A 15,363-nucleotide genomic window follows, 5' to 3' on the forward strand; every position below is an offset into this window, starting at 1 on the left:
GACTCTAATAGAGTCAAGTAGGATCTATTTGATTCCTAACGAGATCTTTAGAAACAGGAGGAATAGACTTATGGAAGGAAACGTACTAGGTGATTCAGTGGCGCAGAAAGGTCGAATCCCTGTCGATATCAACGACATGAGGGAGGAAATTGAAGAGTGTCGTGACGATGCTGCGTGGCGGGAGCTGCCGCTTTCGTCAAAAATTCGAGTGCTGATTCGAGAACGGCTCGACCAGATTAAGCAGGAAAGTGAGGCACGTTCAAGCTGATGCCGCAGAAAACTAGAAATCTCAGTAGGACAGAACCGCCATGACAGTCGCTACCGCTAAATGGACAGTTCACGACTACCACCGCATGATTGATGCTGGCATCCTGGACGATCGCCATGTGGAGTTGCTGAATGGAGAGATTGTGGAGATGCCGCCAGAGGGGATACCTCATGCAAACCGCAGTACCAAAGCGGCTAACTATCTGAGACGGCTGCTCGGTGAGCGGGTAGAAATTCGAGAGGGGAAGCCCATTACGTTATCTGACAGGTCAGAGCCAGAACCAGACATTGCAGTTGTGCAGCCCTTGGAGGATGAATACGACGAACATCATCCTTATCCGTCTAACGTTTTCTGGCTGATCGAATTCTCGAACTCCAGCTTGGAGAAGGATTTAGAGGTTAAGCGCAGAACTTACGCCACTGATGGCATCCAGGAATATTGGGTCGTCAACCTGCGTGAGATGAAGCTGGTTGTCTTTCGAGTACCTGACGATGGGGACTATCAGGAAGCGTCAATGCTGGAGCAAGGCATTATTCATCCGGTCGCCTTTCCAGACGTATCAATCGATGTCTCCCGCTTCATCGGTAAGTGAGGAACCAGGATGTGACCGATCAACAAGTCATGAGCCACTGCAATCTGTGCAGTAGATATAGCCCCTAACCCTGCCGCCTCAGAGATATCAATTTTCTCTCAAACGCCGATCGGATCTATACTTTGCACATTAGTCGCGCCTCAACCCGATCGGTCGAGTGCTACTAGATAACCAAGTTTGTCCACTCAGCCAAGGAGGTAAAACTAGCGAACCAATGCTCAAACAAATAAAAACCAGTAGCAGAAAGGCAAAAACCACTGGTCACGAGGGGCCAATCTCAATACCAGCGGCTTTTAGTTCTTAAACGGTCTATTTGGTTTTTCATAAGTCCCCCTGGGGGGTTGAATCGCTGAAAAAGTAAGTCTTTCAGCGGCGGGGATTTTTTGTCTAAAAATCACCCAGACTTGAGACAAAGATAGCACACTGCCAGATCGGTGCGCCAATGGTTGCTGCAATTTTTCTCAAGTTTGATGGGGAACCGCTTCAACACTCACCCCCAAGTCACCGGAGAACCTGCAAATCAAGCAACACATTTACTAAAGAGTAAGAACGTCACTATGAATATTTCATCGATTGGGGCGAGGTCATCCTCGTCTCCACAGGGTTTTGCATCTCAAAATTTGTCATTGTCGAAAAGGTCTGAAGAAAACAACGCAAAGTCTCAACCTCCTATCTCGTTAGAACAGTTCCGTGAATCGATCGCACAAGAATTCATCCACGGCAGCGCGATCGACCCAGTCCTGTTTTCTGCCACGGTGCGAGTCGTGCCCGACCTCATTTATGAGCGGGGGGAAGTGCTGGAAACACCCATCCATGACGCGCTGAATTGGAAATACACTCGCTTCTGGATTAATAAACCGATCGCAACGGTCGCGGCACTACTGCTGAATGAGGACTACTCCTGCTGGCAAGCAAAGCTCGGTCAGCCTAGGGTGGACCCGAAAGGGAAGGGCTGCAAGTATGAAACCCCGGTTGGCAATGGTTCAAGAGCCTTTTTGCCCGACCTTCCACCCGCCATCCGCCAAAGAATCGCCGATCGCTACCGCGTAGAAGTGCCCCTAGACGGCTCATTCTGGGATTGGCTGTCTGACCATCCTGAACTGCCGATCGTCTGGACGGAAGGCGGCAAGAAAGCCCTCGCTCTCCTCAGCCTGGGCTATGTGGCGATCGCGCTTTACGGTGTAAACGGCGGTTACTCCAAGGATGCGCTTGGCGATCGGGCTTTGATTGCCGATGTCCTGCGCTTCTGTCAGACGGGCAGACCGCATGTGCTGGCATTCGACCAGGACGCGGAGGATAAAACGCGGCAGCGGGTGAATGTCGCTTTGTCTCGCTTTGGCGGACTGCTGCATCAAACGAATGGAACCGTAGCGATCGCTCAGTGGAGCGGTAAGGACGGCAAGGGCATTGATGACCTGATTGTAAGTTGCGGCGCTGAAGCCTGGGAAAAAGCGAATGCTGAAGCACTTCCACTCGAACACTGGCGCATCTGGCAGCAGTTATCCCAGCAGCTAACCTGGACGCCTGCCATCCGGCTACAGACCGCTGACCTATCTACCCTGGATCTGCAACGCCTTCCCGCTGAAGGTCTGATCGCGCTATGCAGCCCCAAGGGAACGGGCAAGACCAAGTGGATTGCGGGTCAGGTGGAGGGCTTGGAGAGAGTTCTCTCCGCAGGACACCGGCGATCGCTCCAACGTTCCCTTAGCCAACGGCTGAAGCTTGACTATATCGGCGACTTGGACAAAGCAAACGGGGAATTTATCTCTGGCTCTGCCTACACCCTCCGGGTCAGCTTTGTCGTCGATTCTCTGCTGGCGATTGATCCCGACAAATTTCGCGGCTGCGACCTAGTGATTGACGAGGTGGTTCAGGTCATTCGCCACCTACTGACCTCCAGCACCTGCGCGAAAGATGGCAAACGCCCAGCCCTGCTGGCACGATTCCGGCAATTAATTCGAGTCGCTCGCCGGGTTATTGTTGCGGATGCCGATCTGGATAATGCCACGCTGCACTATCTCAAGGCGTTAAGGGAAGATGCAAACCCGGTCTTCCTGATCCGCAATGATTACCAGCCGCAAGGGTATGCAGTCAGAATGCTTCAATGCCCCGATCGCACGGCAATCATGGCAGATTTACTAGAGGACATCAGCACGATTGAATCCGGTAAGGTACTGTTTGTCGCGACAGACAGCAAAGCAACCTCCAAGGCACTGGCCAGGACGATCCAGCAGCAGTTTCCAGGGCTGCGCGTACTGGTGATTAACTCGGAAACATCTGGAGGGGAAATCGAGCGATCGTTCATCCAGCAACCAGATGCCGTGTTAGAGCAGGGTGAGTTCGATGTCATTATCTGCTCTCCCTCCATGTCCACCGGCGTCAGCATCGAAACGCAGGGCATCATTGCCAGAGTCTATGGCATCTTTGGCGGCGTCAGTGCCACGGATGCAGATATGGCACAGGCGTTAGGACGAGTCCGGGAGCCAGTCGAGCGAGTCGTATGGTGTGCGAAACGGGGCAGCAACTACAGCAAAGCGTCCCGATCGACCAATTCTCTAGAGCTAAAAGCACATCTGCAAAGCCGCACTTCTGCCACAGTTAGCTTAATCCGCTCATCTCTACGGGAGGATGTCCCAGACCTCAGAACTTACGACTGGCAAGCTGATCCCCATCTCGACCTTTACTGCCGGATTGCTGCCGCTCAGAATCGATCGATGCTGCATCTGCGAGAAGCATTAATCGTGCGGCTCCGCTTTGAGGGGAACCAGATCACGATCGAGAACCGAGAATCGAATGGTGGCATTGGCGAACTGCTGAAGATTGCTCGCGATGAGTTACGGCAGTTAGACGCAGAGAGCATTATGGCAGCTGATGACCTGACGGTTAGCGAAGTACTGCAACTGGAGGCTCAGGAGAGCGTTTCCCCAGAGCAGCAGCGATCGATCGCCAAGTTTTACCTCAAGGAGTTTTATTGCCTGGAGGAGCTAACGGTTGAAGATGTGTTGGCAGACAAAGAAGGGCGACGGCGCGGGGAACTGCGGAGCTTGGAGGAATTGCTCTATCCCGGCGTGGCAGTCGATCGCACGGTGAAGGCACTAGACAATCAACTGAAGTGGAATCAATCGTTGTGCCCGTGGGACATCTCCAGTGCTGCCTTACGTCAAGCGTTACGTGAGCGGTTGAAGCTAACTGATTTTCTAGACCCCCACAAAGAGTGGACGAAGTATGACCTGTATGGGTATGCCTGCAAAGCAAGAGAATGGGCAGCCCAGATCAAACAAGCCCTTAGCCTCACGATCACAGAGAACATGAGTGATGTGCAAATCATTCATCAGCTTCTGTCGCAGCTAGGCATCAAAATTGATTTCCGCTGGTCACGATCGGTGCCGGGACACGAAGGAGAAAAACTGAGGGTTTACTGTTTGCATCAATTCTCTTGGCAGGAGTCGATCGCCATTTTGGATAGAAGGACAGCGAAGCGCGATCGAGCCACAGCGGATGGATCTCCCCTGCTTTTAAGTAATGCAAGACCAGCAGGTGATCCATCACCACACTTTGCCCCAGCATTAGAGGAGGAATCCTTCAACCAGTCGTACTCCCCTGCCCAACCCTTACCGCAGATGACTAATGAAATTGCTATTCAGGAGGAACAAAGGCGATCGGAAACACAGGTAACAACAAACTCTCCTCAATCTGTTCTCTGACCTTTCGGCTAACATAACAATCACTATTGAGACAATCAACCAGCAGTTTGTTGGCATCATAGTATTGCTGAAGTAGTTCCTTCTGCGCTTCGCTGAACTGCCAGTCATGCCCAATATTGTAATGTTCAATCATGATTGCTCTCAGCTGTTTCAACCAGACTGAGCAGTTGGTCTGCCACCGTTTCTTGAACTGATTCCATCCTTTTCTAGAATTAGGAAATTTAGGAAATTGATCCTGAAATTCCTTAAAGAACTGCTTGAGTACAGGTTCGTGGGCAATGACATAGGCAATAACGGGGGCAAAGCCGTAGGCGAGGTCGCGGGCAAGGTCGCGGGCAAGGTCGCGGGCAAGGACGAGGTCGGGGTCCCGGGCGCGGGCAAGGTCAGGGTTGCGGTCGCGGGCAAGGTCAGGGTTGCGGGCGAGATTGGGGTTACGGGCAATGGCAAGGTCGCGGGCAAGGTCAATAGCCTCGGTGATGTCGCGGTCGTGGGCGAGGTCGCGGGCGATAGGGTGATTGATGGCGTGATCGATAGTGAAAATGAGGTTGATGGTGTGGTCGAGGGCGACGGTGAGGGCGCGGACGAGGGCAACGGTAAGGTCGTGGGTGAAGTTGCGGTCGAGGGCGATGAGGGCGCGGGCGCGGGCGCGGGCGAGGTCGAAGGCGAGGGCGCGGGCGCGGTCGAGGTCGCGTTTGAGGTCGCGTTTGAGGTCGCGTTTGAGGGCGCGGGCGAGGGCGCCGTTAAGGTCACGGTGGATGAAGATGGGGTTGCCGGCGTGGGTGAAGTCGAAGTCAGAGTCAAAGGTGAGGGCACAGTTGTAGGCGTGGGCGAAGTTGAGGGTGGGAGCGTGGGCAAAGTAAAATGCTCGGATGGCAGCGGGCTTGTAAGACATTTTGACTGAGCCGGATTTCTGCTGAACCCAGGCGAGGAAGTTCTGAAGTTTTTCGTCCGTTGCCAGCATTTCGTCGATCTGAGATTTCATCATTAGCAGCAGGGAATCTGCATCCTCTACCATTCCTACCGTTAATAGAAGAACTTCTCGCCATCGCTTTTCAGTTAGGTGAGAAAGGAGAACTGGATAGAGTTCATCGCGTTTCCCAATCCGACGCGCTGTGAAATATTCGTGGAAGGTTAGGTGGCTAAAGGAGTAAATGCCTCGTGCTCGTTCCACCAGTAACCCATGTTGTGCCTCGATCGATTTCAAAACTGCTTCACTATCAAGCCGTAAGGCTTCTGGATCGGTTTGAGCACCCGGTAGATTTTGGATATAGGTTTCGATCAACCGTTCTGCATTCTTTTGTTTGAAGAAGTAGTTGCCCGGCTCAAAAGTAGTGAAGGCAAGCTGGCTCAACAGATCTTCCTTGCGTTTAAGAGAAAGTTCTCGGTAGATCTGTTCTCGTTCGATACTGCGAGTACCATCCCATTTCTTTAAGAGAACATCTAACCCTTCTTCGTATAGCTCAGAGCGGTTGGCTGGAAAATCAGTTCGCCCTTCAAATACTAAACACAGCAGGGTCAGCAACAAAGGGTTGGTTGCCAGTTCCTTAATGCGAGGTTGTTCTTTCAGTTTTGCTAAAAACCGCTCTGCCTTCTCTACGAGCTGTTTTGCCTGAAACCATCGGTTCGCGAAATCTGCAATTTGTTCATCATTAAAATCGGCAACTTCAACCTCTGTGAACTGCTGGAAGGTAAACTCTTTTGCCGCAATCCGACAAGACATCACAAATGCATTCTTAGAAAAACGATCGGCAAAAGACTGGATCTCCTGCAATACTTGTTTGCTGCTGCTTTCGCTGACTTCGTCCAGTCCATCCAACAACAGGAGTCCTCGTCCCTGACTGAGGATTTGTTCTGCCCTCTGAGAGTCCTGAACCCCTAGTTCCTGCCACCGTTGGCTGATGTAGGGAAGCAATTCAGGCTTTCTTGAACTGTCCCCAAAGTCCTTTAACGTGATAAAGATAGGAACCCTGAAACCCTGAAAAGTGCCGCTATTGCACAACGTCGCTAGCCACTTAAGAAATGTAGTCTTTCCCGCGCCGGGTTTTCCTAGCAGCAGCAATTTATCAAATTCCTCGACGGCATCCAGTCCCGACCGACGTTCTGGGCGGGCATGGGCAAAGCCAAGTCGGTCAAACTCTTCTGGGCTGCAATGCTTCAGTAGTTCTGCCAGGTCTAACCGTCGTCGTCCGGTAATTTCCTGAAGAATGTTGACATCAGTGTAGATGGTGTCGAGGTCGATCGGACGAGTCATATCTAGAACCCGCATCTCACCACATCGCTTCTGGATATTGGCATGCACCTGCTGCCGCACCTCCTGCACTAGCGCATCAAGAACAGGAGCAGCTTCGGGCTTTAATGTCTCTGGCTCTGCGATCACTTCCCAGTCCCGGTCAAGTTCCTTGCAAACCGCCATAAATGTGTCACAGTCCGTGGGATTACCCTGCAACAAGCTCCAAATTGTTTGGCGGGAGCAACCTACTGCTCCTGCCAAATAGGTTTGTCCGCCCTTCCTTCGTTCTATTGCTTTCTTAAGAATTGCAAGTCCTTGTGCGGATGCTTGGAGCGATCGCTGTCCCATAGCTGAACCTAAACGCTGTTCCCTTAATTTTGTCAAATTTGTCAGGCTGACACTCTGACAAAAAGCTGAACAGTCCCTCTGACCATAGGCTCCAACGTTTTCGAGATGCTTAAAACAGCAAACACGAAATGTTTTGAGAGGAACACAAGATGAACGTTACCCCTGCTTTCCAGCAAGTCTTCTCCACCGTCCTATTCCTGACGCTGCTTTCTGGAGGCGTATCTTTCTGGATGGCATCTCAATCTAATCTTTCTCCCCACCAAAACCGCATCTTTGAGAATGCAATGACAACTTGGCAGATCGGAGTGGGGGCGATCGTCGGGCTACTGGGGGGTAAAGCAACTGATTTGCTGCATGGTGACGACCGCGAATCGGAGGAGTAGCAGCTGAGCATGGCAGCAGTGTTTCCCCAATTTATATCTAAAAGACTCTGCTGCCTTTACCTCTTGCTATCAAGAGATAATTTGTGTAGTCTTATCGTACATTTGTACTAAATTTTATGGCTACTCACGAACCTACCTCTACTCCTGAATACTTGCTTCACCGGGAAGAGTTGTTACGGATTCGCAGCTTGAAACTTCTAACGAGCGATCGAGACTATGTCTTCTTTGCTCTCCAGATTGACTATCCAGGTAAGCTCAATCCTGCCATTGACGTGGCTGCTTTTTGCGATCGCTGGGAGCTAACCGACGGCGACCTCTACAAATCTCTAGGTGACCTGCGGAAAAAGGGGATTATCGTTTCTATCTCTAGTCGCCTAGACATTGAACTATCCTAGATTTTCCTAGCCCGTGTAATCGCTTTGTTAATCAGAAGTCTCTGCTTCAACGTCAGTCATCAGCAACTAATGTTTTAAGATCTGCCAATATTTTTTCCAATCGTCGCTGCTTCTTGGGGTTATCCCATACTTTAGACCGCTTTGCCAAATGCAAAACGTCATCAATCTGGCTCCTTAACGAAGGCTCACTGTCATTATTCGTCTTAGGGGATTTGAGAATAGCTATCCTATCCTTAATTTGACTTAGGGATAAGTCTTGAGAAATTGCTTCCTCTAAAAGTTCTTTACGCTGGTCGTCATTCTTCACACGAGCAATCGCTTGCGCCTTGGTGTAGGCGATCTTGCCACCTTGGAGTGCCTCAAGGATTTCTGGCGGCAGCCGGAGCAGAGGTAGGCGGGTCGTTGCAAAGGACTCCCAGGTAATCGTTCCTACTTCAGCAAAAACAGCCTGAACTACCTGAGCTTCTGAGTTAATCAAAACGTTTTGATTAACTGTGCCGATCGCCTCATTCCGCATTTTATACAGGAGTGGAGGAACGTCGATCGGTGGAATTTTGAGCCTGAGAGCTAGCAGTTGAAGGATTCCTTCTGTCTCCTCAACAGGGTTCAGATCCTCACGCTGCAAGTTCTCAACCAGAGCAAGCTGTAGTGCTTCCTCATCACTCAGTTCTCGAATCATCACTGGGATATCAGTCAGTCCCACTTCCTGGGCTGCTCTAAATCTTCGTTCCCCAGCGACCAGTTCATACGTCCCCTTCTTCCTAGAAGGTCGTACTAGAACCGGCTCAAGGACACCGTGCTGCCGAATAGATTCCGTAAGCTGTCGAAGCTTTTCAGGATCAAAGTAGCGCCGAGGCTGACTCGGTGGGAGGATGATTAAACTAATTGAGAGGCTTGGCTTATCTGTAGTGCTCTCAGTGTCAAACTGCCACTCATCCTTCAAATTATTTCGCCTTGCCATAGCTCAAAGCCTCTTCAAACAGACTGTCATAATCCTTGGCTGCTGAATTTGCAGCTTCTCCCGACATCGTAAATACTGTTGCTGCCTGTCCAGGCGCATCAGCGATCGCCTGCCGTTGGTAAACTACAGAATTCAGCAGAGCAAAGCCTTGAGTATTGCTTAAAGCTTCCTGAGCTTCCCGCATCAGCACTGTTCCCCGTGCAGCACGACTCAGGAACATTGCGGCTTTTGGTGTACCCTTTCGAATCTTCTGTGCCTGGTGGACCAAGCGCACAATGTCCTTAGCAGAGAGCAAGTCTAAGTTAGAGGGCTGTACTGGAACAATCGCCAGATCCACACTAAGCAATACAGACTTAGCTGGCTCCCCAAGAACAGAGGGAGAATCCACAATGACTGAATCATACTCCTCAGACAGCTTTCCGATTTGGTCAAACAGGTCATCGGGATCATCAATTACGACAGAGGGCATGTTTAGCTTCTTGAGCCACTGACTAGAACTCATCTGACCATCTGAGTCGATCAGGATTACACGTTGCTGTTTCTGAGATAGCCAGTATGCCAGATGGACGGCCGTTGTTGACTTACCACATCCCCCTTTTCTGTTTAGAACGCCAATAAGCATCGCTGTTCTGATAACCTCTTTGCTCTTTATGATGCCAGGGATTGCATCTCTGGTTAATTGAAATCCTGCTAATCTTAAGCCAAATACATCAGGGTTGTGTCACGATAAGGGACTGAAATCCAGATTTTCAGAGTGCTACTTTTGTGAGCGATCGCCGGCTTTCCCTGCCCCAGGGCTACGATGATTTTCTAAATCGACTCAAAGAGCGCATCAGAACCGCCCGGGTAAGGGCGGCACTAGCTGTAAACCAGGAACTAATTTATCTCTACTGGCAGATCGGGCGGTCCATTCTTGAACAGCAACAGAGTGAGGGATGGGGAACCAGGGTTATTGAACGCTTGGCGAAGGACTTACGGAAGGAGTTCCCAGAGATCAAAGGTTTCTCCCGCTCCAACTTAGGCTACATGAAGGCTTTTGCAGAGGCATACTCAGATGAAGCAATTTACCAACGCTGCGTTGGTAAATTACCGTGGCGGCACAACATTGCCCTCCTCGACAAGCTAAAGACCCAGGAACAACGACTCTGGTATGCAGAAAAAGCTATTGAAAACGGCTGGAGTAGAGATGTCTTAGTCTGGCAAATTGAAAGCAATCTCTTTGGACGCCAGGGCAAGGCTATTACTAATTTCGATCGCACCCTACCTCAGCCCCAGTCAGACTTGGCGAAGGAGTTAATTAAAGACCCCTACAATTTTCAATTCCTTTCCATACAGGGTAACGTGCAGGAACGCGAGCTTGAGCAGGCACTTGTCCGTCACATCCGGGACTTCCTGATAGAACTGGGCATTGGGTTCTCCTTTGTGGGCAGCCAGTACCATCTTGAGGTTGACGGGGAAGATTTCTACCTAGACTTGCTCTTCTACCACCTCAAGCTACGCTGTTTTATAGTGATCGACCTGAAGATGGGCGAGTTCCAGCCTGAATACTCTGGCAAGATGAATTTTTATGTGTCGGCGGTAGATGACCTTTTACGCCACCCCACTGATAACCCTACGATCGGACTGATCCTCTGTAAATCTAAGCGAAAGACGAAGGCAGAATATGCTCTGCGAAACCTGAACACTCCGATCGCAGTGGCAACTCATGAACTACCTGGGGGGCTTCAGACGAGCCTTCCATCTATAGAGCAGTTAGAGATGGAGCTAGAGGCGATTGCCTCTAACATCGAGAAAGATTTACCAGAGTGATATGGTCAGTGTTCTGCATGATTTTGCACGTCTCCTGTTTCATCCCCTTGTTTTTTAGGTTTGCGAGAAGATCTAACTGTCGTTTTAAAGCTTTGCTGAGAATAAGTGTTGAGCGAATTGTTGTAGTACACCGAAACTTGCTCTACTGCATTAATCCTACTGGACACATTGTTAGAAAGAGTCATTTTCGGGAATCATAAAAGTGGTAACAGTGAAGTTATGCACGGCAGATGACCTTGAACTTTGACCTAAATCTGCGCGTCGTCCGCACCAACGCTTGGTTATGCGATCGCCCAAAATGCGCCTGAGCCAACTAGACATAACTCTCACAGGGTTCACGTTAAGGCAACAACGGCAGTCCCAGCTCTTTGAGGAAGGTATTGTGCTTGTCCCGTGCGGACTCAATCTTCTGCTCCAATGAAACCAACTTGCTATGAACGGCCTGTAAATCAACCGATTCTTCCAACTGAGCCGTGCTGACGTAGCGCGAAATATTCAGGTTGTAGCTATTTGTACAGTGTCAAAATAAATGACATTGAGACGAATCCATGTCGCTGAACAAAACCTTTTTTGTTGCTAAATCACTGAGCGAGTTCGCTCAGTGATTTAGCATCCGACCATCAGGATTGCCAATCTGGCTTTAGGTAGAAAAGTAAGCCAGATTTAGCTTTGCTTTTTGAACGACGCTAATGTGTCTCTACGACAAATAAGAAGTCACTGTACACTTATCTTCGATACTGACAGATGTGATTGTAATTGTTTTGCAAAAATTCAGCTGCGACATAGCCTGTTTCTTTCAGTTGGGGAATATAAACCTGAACCCAAAAATGGTTTTCTGCAAAGCCCTCACAACCAAGGACGTATACCTCGTCATTGCGGGATAATCGAGCGAAAGGAGCTCCTCCATTACCTCTTAGTGTTGGTAACATCCGTGCATTGACATCATTAGCAATGACCAACGTCGGTGATTGTCCTTGAATCAGAAGTTCAACTGTAATTTCTCTAGGGTTAAAAAGCAATTCAGCGGCATGAGCAGGAACCGCTACTAGAGGAAGTGCTACTAATACGGGTAGCAGAATAAATTTCATAACTTTTTGTCCTTGAAGATAATTCTAGACAAGTGAGGCGTGTTTAGAACTTCAAGTCATAGTGTGTTCAACAGTACCTATATTATTAATAACAATCGGTAAAAGAAGGAACAGGAACTTGATACGCAACTTTAACTACGTTATGAAATAAAAAACTGAAAGGCTGTGAGAACGAGTATTTCAGCGGAGAGATAGGGATAAAATGATTAGTCGCAGGGATGACGAATTAAGCGCGTAAAGGGACGATCACCTGAGTTGATAGCACCTTAAAGATTGACAACGGAAGAATGCGGCTTCTAGCTGTTTGGGAGCATGATAGTAGCACTCTACTATTACATTCATCTCGTGAACACTCTGGAGAATTGGGGCGATCGATTCCTCGACCACTACACCGGAAAAACTGCTGTCACCTACTCGAACACTTTGAAGCAATCTTTTGAGGCGATGAGCGAGCGGGGCCTGGAGGCGATCGGGCTGCGGGATATTAGGTCATGGTTAGATGAGCTGGACTGTGCCCATACGACGCGGGTGAAACACCTCAATATCCTGAAGGCGTTTTTCAATTGGGTCATTGAGCAGGATGATTCCCCTATCCGTCGATCGCCCACTGGCAAGCGGTTCTTGCTGGCGGCTCCGCCGGATACATTGCAGGAAAGGATTCTGAGTGAGGCACAGGTCGCGGCTCTCATCGATGCAGCTGCGCCTGGGCGCGATCGGTTGATGCTGAGGCTGATGTATGAGGCGGGATTGCGCGTCAGCGAGTTGTGCGGATTGTGCTGGAAGCATCTCAAGGCGGGTGAGATTTCTGTCTATGGCAAGGGCGGGAAGTCGCGACGGGTTGGTATCTCGCCCGCACTGTGGGAACTACTCAATGCCGATCGGGGGACTGCGGGTGAGCCAGCCTTTGCTTCCCGTACCGGAAAAGCTCTGAGTCCTGTGGATGTTCACCGAGTTATTAAATCTGCGGCTGCGGCTGCGGGTCTGCCCGATGGGGTGAGCTGCCATTGGCTTAGGCATTCGATCGCTAGTCATGCCCTAAATAATGGCGCAGCTCCGCAATTGGTTCAGCAGTCGCTAGGACATAGCTCGCTTGCGACGACAACGAAGTATGCTCATATCCTGCCAGGGCAACGGCTGGGGGATTTTGTAAAAGTGTAGGGGCGATCGGTTACTTCCATCTGTGAGCATTGCAAAGATAAGCCGATCGCATTGTGCCCGGTTTCCCTTTGGCATAGGATAGCGATCGCTACCCCCGCAGCAATTCATGAGATAAGGACTTCCAGGTACTTTGAGTAACCTGAACAGCAGCTTCCTTGCAATTCACAATGAGTAGGTTGGCTTTTAGATAGGTGATTAGTTCTGTGATTTCCTCTTTAGTCAACTGAACCATTTTAGGAGTTAGCTTAAGGGCATGAAGCCAGAGTTTGTGCGGCTGCCTGATTAGTTCCCCCGCCCCTGGGGGTGTTCTCCTTAAACTTCCTAGCTCATTGATGAAAGGAGTAATGTTAACGGTTAAGATCTGAAGCTTATCTAGTAGTTGGGCGATGTCGCGGTCGAGCATGCGGGCGATGTCGAGGAAGAGGGCGATGTCGCGGTCGCGGTCGAGGATACGGGCGAGCTCGAAGGCGATGTCGAGGTTGATGTCGAGGGCGAGGTCGCGGTCGAGGGCGAAGGCGAGGGTGCGGGCGAGCTCGAGGGCGAGACAAATTGCTGTTGCTCGTTTAGCAGCTGGATGATAATCCCCTTGGGAATTCAAGGTAATCTCGTCAGCCCAGTGAAGCAATGCCTTGACCTTTCTGCTTTGAATGAACGTTTGGGTTTGCTCATACATCTTGACCAGTAACTTATCTGCCCGTTTCAGTCCTGCCAATAGCAGGAATACTTCCCGCCACCGTTCATCGGTTAGATGTTGTTCGACCAACTCGTGAATCTTGTCATTGTCATCAGAAATATATTGCGCGGTTAGAAACTCCTGAACCGTTAGATGAGAGAACGAATAAATGTCAGTTACCCGCTCGACCAGAAGGCCGTGTTGCACCTCAATAGATCGCAGCACAGCGGCTCCATCGATCGAATGTTGATCGGGTAGCATATCCGCTAGAATGCGCTCGATCTCACCCGCAATCTCCCGTTTCTGTAGGAATAAACGATCCTCCTGAAAGGCATTGTGGGCAATCTCACCCAACATCAATTCCTTGCGTCGTGTATCAAGACCTTTATAGACGGACTCTTGTGGAATCCCCTTTTCCCCCGCCCATTCCTCCAAGAGAACGCGCAGTGCTCGCTCATATAGAGTGGCACGGTTAGTCGGGAACTGCCCTGCCCGCTGGTACAGGAGACACACTAGTGTTAGAAGAAGTGGGGTATGGGTCAGTTCCTTTGCGGCTGCATAGTCTTTGCTCGATAGCTTTTTCCAGCACTCCTGTCCTCGTTGTGGATTGCCCTGAAACCAGTTGATGATGAAGCCCTGAATTTGCTCATCATCAAAGTCGGCGATTGCGACATCAGTGAATCGACGAAAGTTGTGGCGGTAGGCAGCAATCCGGCAGGAGGCAATGAAGCGGTTTTCGCTGTAGCAGTCTACAAAATTCTGGATATGAGTGATGACATCATTAGTGCGATCGCTTGGCACCTCATCCAGTCCATCTAATAGGACGAGCAATTTGCCCTGCTTCAAGGCTTGCTCCATGATGCGTCCTGGGTCAGGAAAACCACATGTCTCAAGCTCACTGACGATCGCAGCCTTGATGTCGATATCCCCTGAGCGAAAGTTTTTCAGTTCGATAAACACGGGCATGCATTGATGTTGGAAGCCTTCATTCTGCTTACCCTTCAGGGCTTCCAGTCCCATCTTACGCAGGAAGGTGGATTTACCCATACCGGGACCACCAAGCACCATCAGGTATTGGGTCTGATTGGCAATTTCCAGACCAGAGCGTTTCTGAGGTTCACGCCGCATCCTGAATTTCCGTTGATTGCTTTCCCGATAAGCCTGCTCTAATTCCTCAATTGAGTTAAAGTCGGTTATACCAAATTCATCCAGGAACTGCACTGCAACGTAGACCGACTCCAACGACACTGGTTTCTGCATCCCCAGTACCTTCAAAATGCCATGGCGATCGCGGTAGTTCCGCACATATTTCCCTGATGCGCTGAATATGCTCTGCTTGACTCGCTCATCGAGACGAACATTCCCCATCTCCCAGCCAGTCTTTATAACTAGTCCAGTTAGGGCTTTAGCAGCTTCAGGTAGTAGCGCGTCGAGTCCAATGGTCATTGGCGAGCAGGAAGTCACTATACATCGAAGATACTTCAAGTGCAGGAAAATGTAGAAGACTTGCCCGTTGCCTTACCGGGCTGCTCTAACGAATTTGACCTGCTGATGTCATCGATCGACTCACTATTCTTATGTAAACGGAGAAGCGATCGTCCCGTCTTCGAGGGCAAGCAGCGGATTGTCTGGCTGCGGGTGCTTCGAAAATACTGCTCATGTGGGCAGGATGTCCACTTAGCACTGCTCCTATCCTCAATTCCAGCATCTCAAAGGCACTTGTTAGGATGACGTGCTACCCTCGAACTTCAATC

General features: G+C 50.1%; 12 protein-coding genes and 1 pseudogene. 7 read left to right on the forward strand and 6 right to left on the reverse strand.

Features of this window, described 5'->3' with window-relative positions; translation table 11 throughout:
• Positions 1 to 70 precede the first annotated feature (70 nt).
• The 3 genes from NDA02_RS24380 to NDA02_RS24390 all read left to right on the forward strand — a co-directional run bounded on the left by NDA02_RS24380 (position 71) and on the right by NDA02_RS24390 (position 4,564).
• Positions 71 to 268: a hypothetical protein gene (locus NDA02_RS24380; protein ID WP_348256101.1), complete on the forward strand. Its 198-nt coding sequence runs from the start codon at positions 71 to 73 to the stop codon at positions 266 to 268.
• 40 nt (positions 269 to 308) lie between these two features.
• The gene (locus tag NDA02_RS24385; RefSeq protein WP_348256102.1) at positions 309 to 860 is read left to right on the forward strand and encodes a Uma2 family endonuclease; all 552 of its coding nucleotides are present in this window, start codon (positions 309 to 311) and stop codon (positions 858 to 860) included.
• A 557-nt stretch (positions 861 to 1,417) separates the two neighbouring features.
• Positions 1,418 to 4,564 carry a plasmid replication protein, CyRepA1 family gene (locus tag NDA02_RS24390; RefSeq protein WP_348256103.1) on the forward strand — a complete coding sequence of 1,049 codons (3,147 nt, stop codon included), beginning with the start codon at positions 1,418 to 1,420 and terminating at the stop codon, positions 4,562 to 4,564.
• Here the strand turns inward: NDA02_RS24390 and NDA02_RS24395 are convergent.
• Positions 4,497 to 7,142, reverse strand: a complete 2,646-nt coding sequence (locus tag NDA02_RS24395; protein WP_348256104.1) for an NACHT domain-containing NTPase — start codon at positions 7,140 to 7,142, stop codon at positions 4,497 to 4,499. The two genes, NDA02_RS24390 and NDA02_RS24395, sit on opposite strands and share 68 nt — an antisense overlap.
• Before the next feature lie 149 nt (positions 7,143 to 7,291).
• Between NDA02_RS24395 and NDA02_RS24400 the strand changes: the two genes are divergently transcribed.
• Positions 7,292 to 7,525 carry a hypothetical protein gene (locus NDA02_RS24400; RefSeq protein ID WP_348256105.1) on the forward strand — a complete coding sequence of 78 codons (234 nt, stop codon included), beginning with the start codon at positions 7,292 to 7,294 and terminating at the stop codon, positions 7,523 to 7,525.
• 116 nt (positions 7,526 to 7,641) lie between these two features.
• A complete protein-coding gene (locus tag NDA02_RS24405) occupies positions 7,642 to 7,920 on the forward strand; it encodes a hypothetical protein (RefSeq protein WP_348256106.1) in 279 nt (92 codons plus the stop codon).
• 52 nt (positions 7,921 to 7,972) lie between these two features.
• Here the strand turns inward: NDA02_RS24405 and NDA02_RS24410 are convergent, their stop codons facing one another.
• Positions 7,973 to 8,881 carry a ParB/RepB/Spo0J family partition protein gene (locus tag NDA02_RS24410; protein WP_348256107.1) on the reverse strand — a complete coding sequence of 303 codons (909 nt, stop codon included), beginning with the start codon at positions 8,879 to 8,881 and terminating at the stop codon, positions 7,973 to 7,975.
• The gene (locus NDA02_RS24415; protein ID WP_348256108.1) at positions 8,865 to 9,503 is read right to left on the reverse strand and encodes an AAA family ATPase; all 639 of its coding nucleotides are present in this window, start codon (positions 9,501 to 9,503) and stop codon (positions 8,865 to 8,867) included. The genes NDA02_RS24410 and NDA02_RS24415 overlap by 17 nt, the downstream gene beginning before the upstream one ends.
• A gap of 143 nt (positions 9,504 to 9,646) precedes the next feature.
• Here NDA02_RS24415 and NDA02_RS24420 point away from each other — a divergent pair, with 143 nt between their 5' ends.
• Positions 9,647 to 10,690, forward strand: coding sequence for a PDDEXK nuclease domain-containing protein (locus NDA02_RS24420; RefSeq protein ID WP_348256109.1), 1,044 nt, complete (start codon positions 9,647 to 9,649; stop codon positions 10,688 to 10,690).
• Between the two features lie 340 nt (positions 10,691 to 11,030).
• Here NDA02_RS24420 and NDA02_RS24425 read toward each other — a convergent pair.
• Together NDA02_RS24425 and NDA02_RS24430 are read right to left on the reverse strand one after the other, a co-directional pair.
• Positions 11,031 to 11,201, reverse strand: a pseudogene (locus tag NDA02_RS24425) (type I restriction-modification system subunit M); the annotation flags it as partial.
• Between the two features lie 214 nt (positions 11,202 to 11,415).
• Complete coding sequence (locus NDA02_RS24430) at positions 11,416 to 11,778, reverse strand: hypothetical protein (protein ID WP_348256110.1); 363 nt, start codon at positions 11,776 to 11,778, stop codon at positions 11,416 to 11,418.
• A gap of 312 nt (positions 11,779 to 12,090) precedes the next feature.
• Here NDA02_RS24430 and NDA02_RS24435 point away from each other — a divergent pair, with 312 nt between their 5' ends.
• Positions 12,091 to 12,936, forward strand: a complete 846-nt coding sequence (locus NDA02_RS24435) for a tyrosine-type recombinase/integrase (protein WP_348256111.1) — start codon at positions 12,091 to 12,093, stop codon at positions 12,934 to 12,936.
• 88 nt (positions 12,937 to 13,024) lie between these two features.
• Here the strand turns inward: NDA02_RS24435 and NDA02_RS24440 are convergent, their stop codons facing one another.
• Complete coding sequence (locus tag NDA02_RS24440; RefSeq protein WP_348256112.1) at positions 13,025 to 15,055, reverse strand: NACHT domain-containing protein; 2,031 nt, start codon at positions 15,053 to 15,055, stop codon at positions 13,025 to 13,027.
• Positions 15,056 to 15,363: the final 308 nt, after the last annotated feature.

Source organism: Leptolyngbya sp. ST-U4 (assembly GCF_039962215.1).
GTDB lineage: Bacteria > Cyanobacteriota > Cyanobacteriia > Elainellales > Elainellaceae > Leptolyngbya_A.

What these genes read in the sequence shown, in the direction of transcription:
- NDA02_RS24380 (WP_348256101.1), top strand. Translation starts at nt 71, where the DNA reads ATGGAAGGAAACGTACTAGGTGATTCAGTGGCGCAGAAAGGTCGAATC.
- NDA02_RS24385 (WP_348256102.1), top strand. Translation starts at nt 309, where the DNA reads ATGACAGTCGCTACCGCTAAATGGACAGTTCACGACTACCACCGCATG.
- NDA02_RS24390 (WP_348256103.1), top strand. Translation starts at nt 1,418, where the DNA reads ATGAATATTTCATCGATTGGGGCGAGGTCATCCTCGTCTCCACAGGGT.
- NDA02_RS24395 (WP_348256104.1), bottom strand. Translation starts at nt 7,142, where the DNA reads ATGGGACAGCGATCGCTCCAAGCATCCGCACAAGGACTTGCAATTCTT.
- NDA02_RS24400 (WP_348256105.1), top strand. Translation starts at nt 7,292, where the DNA reads ATGAACGTTACCCCTGCTTTCCAGCAAGTCTTCTCCACCGTCCTATTC.
- NDA02_RS24405 (WP_348256106.1), top strand. Translation starts at nt 7,642, where the DNA reads ATGGCTACTCACGAACCTACCTCTACTCCTGAATACTTGCTTCACCGG.
- NDA02_RS24410 (WP_348256107.1), bottom strand. Translation starts at nt 8,881, where the DNA reads ATGGCAAGGCGAAATAATTTGAAGGATGAGTGGCAGTTTGACACTGAG.
- NDA02_RS24415 (WP_348256108.1), bottom strand. Translation starts at nt 9,503, where the DNA reads ATGCTTATTGGCGTTCTAAACAGAAAAGGGGGATGTGGTAAGTCAACA.
- NDA02_RS24430 (WP_348256110.1), bottom strand. Translation starts at nt 11,778, where the DNA reads ATGAAATTTATTCTGCTACCCGTATTAGTAGCACTTCCTCTAGTAGCG.
- NDA02_RS24435 (WP_348256111.1), top strand. Translation starts at nt 12,091, where the DNA reads ATGATAGTAGCACTCTACTATTACATTCATCTCGTGAACACTCTGGAG.
- NDA02_RS24440 (WP_348256112.1), bottom strand. Translation starts at nt 15,055, where the DNA reads ATGACCATTGGACTCGACGCGCTACTACCTGAAGCTGCTAAAGCCCTA.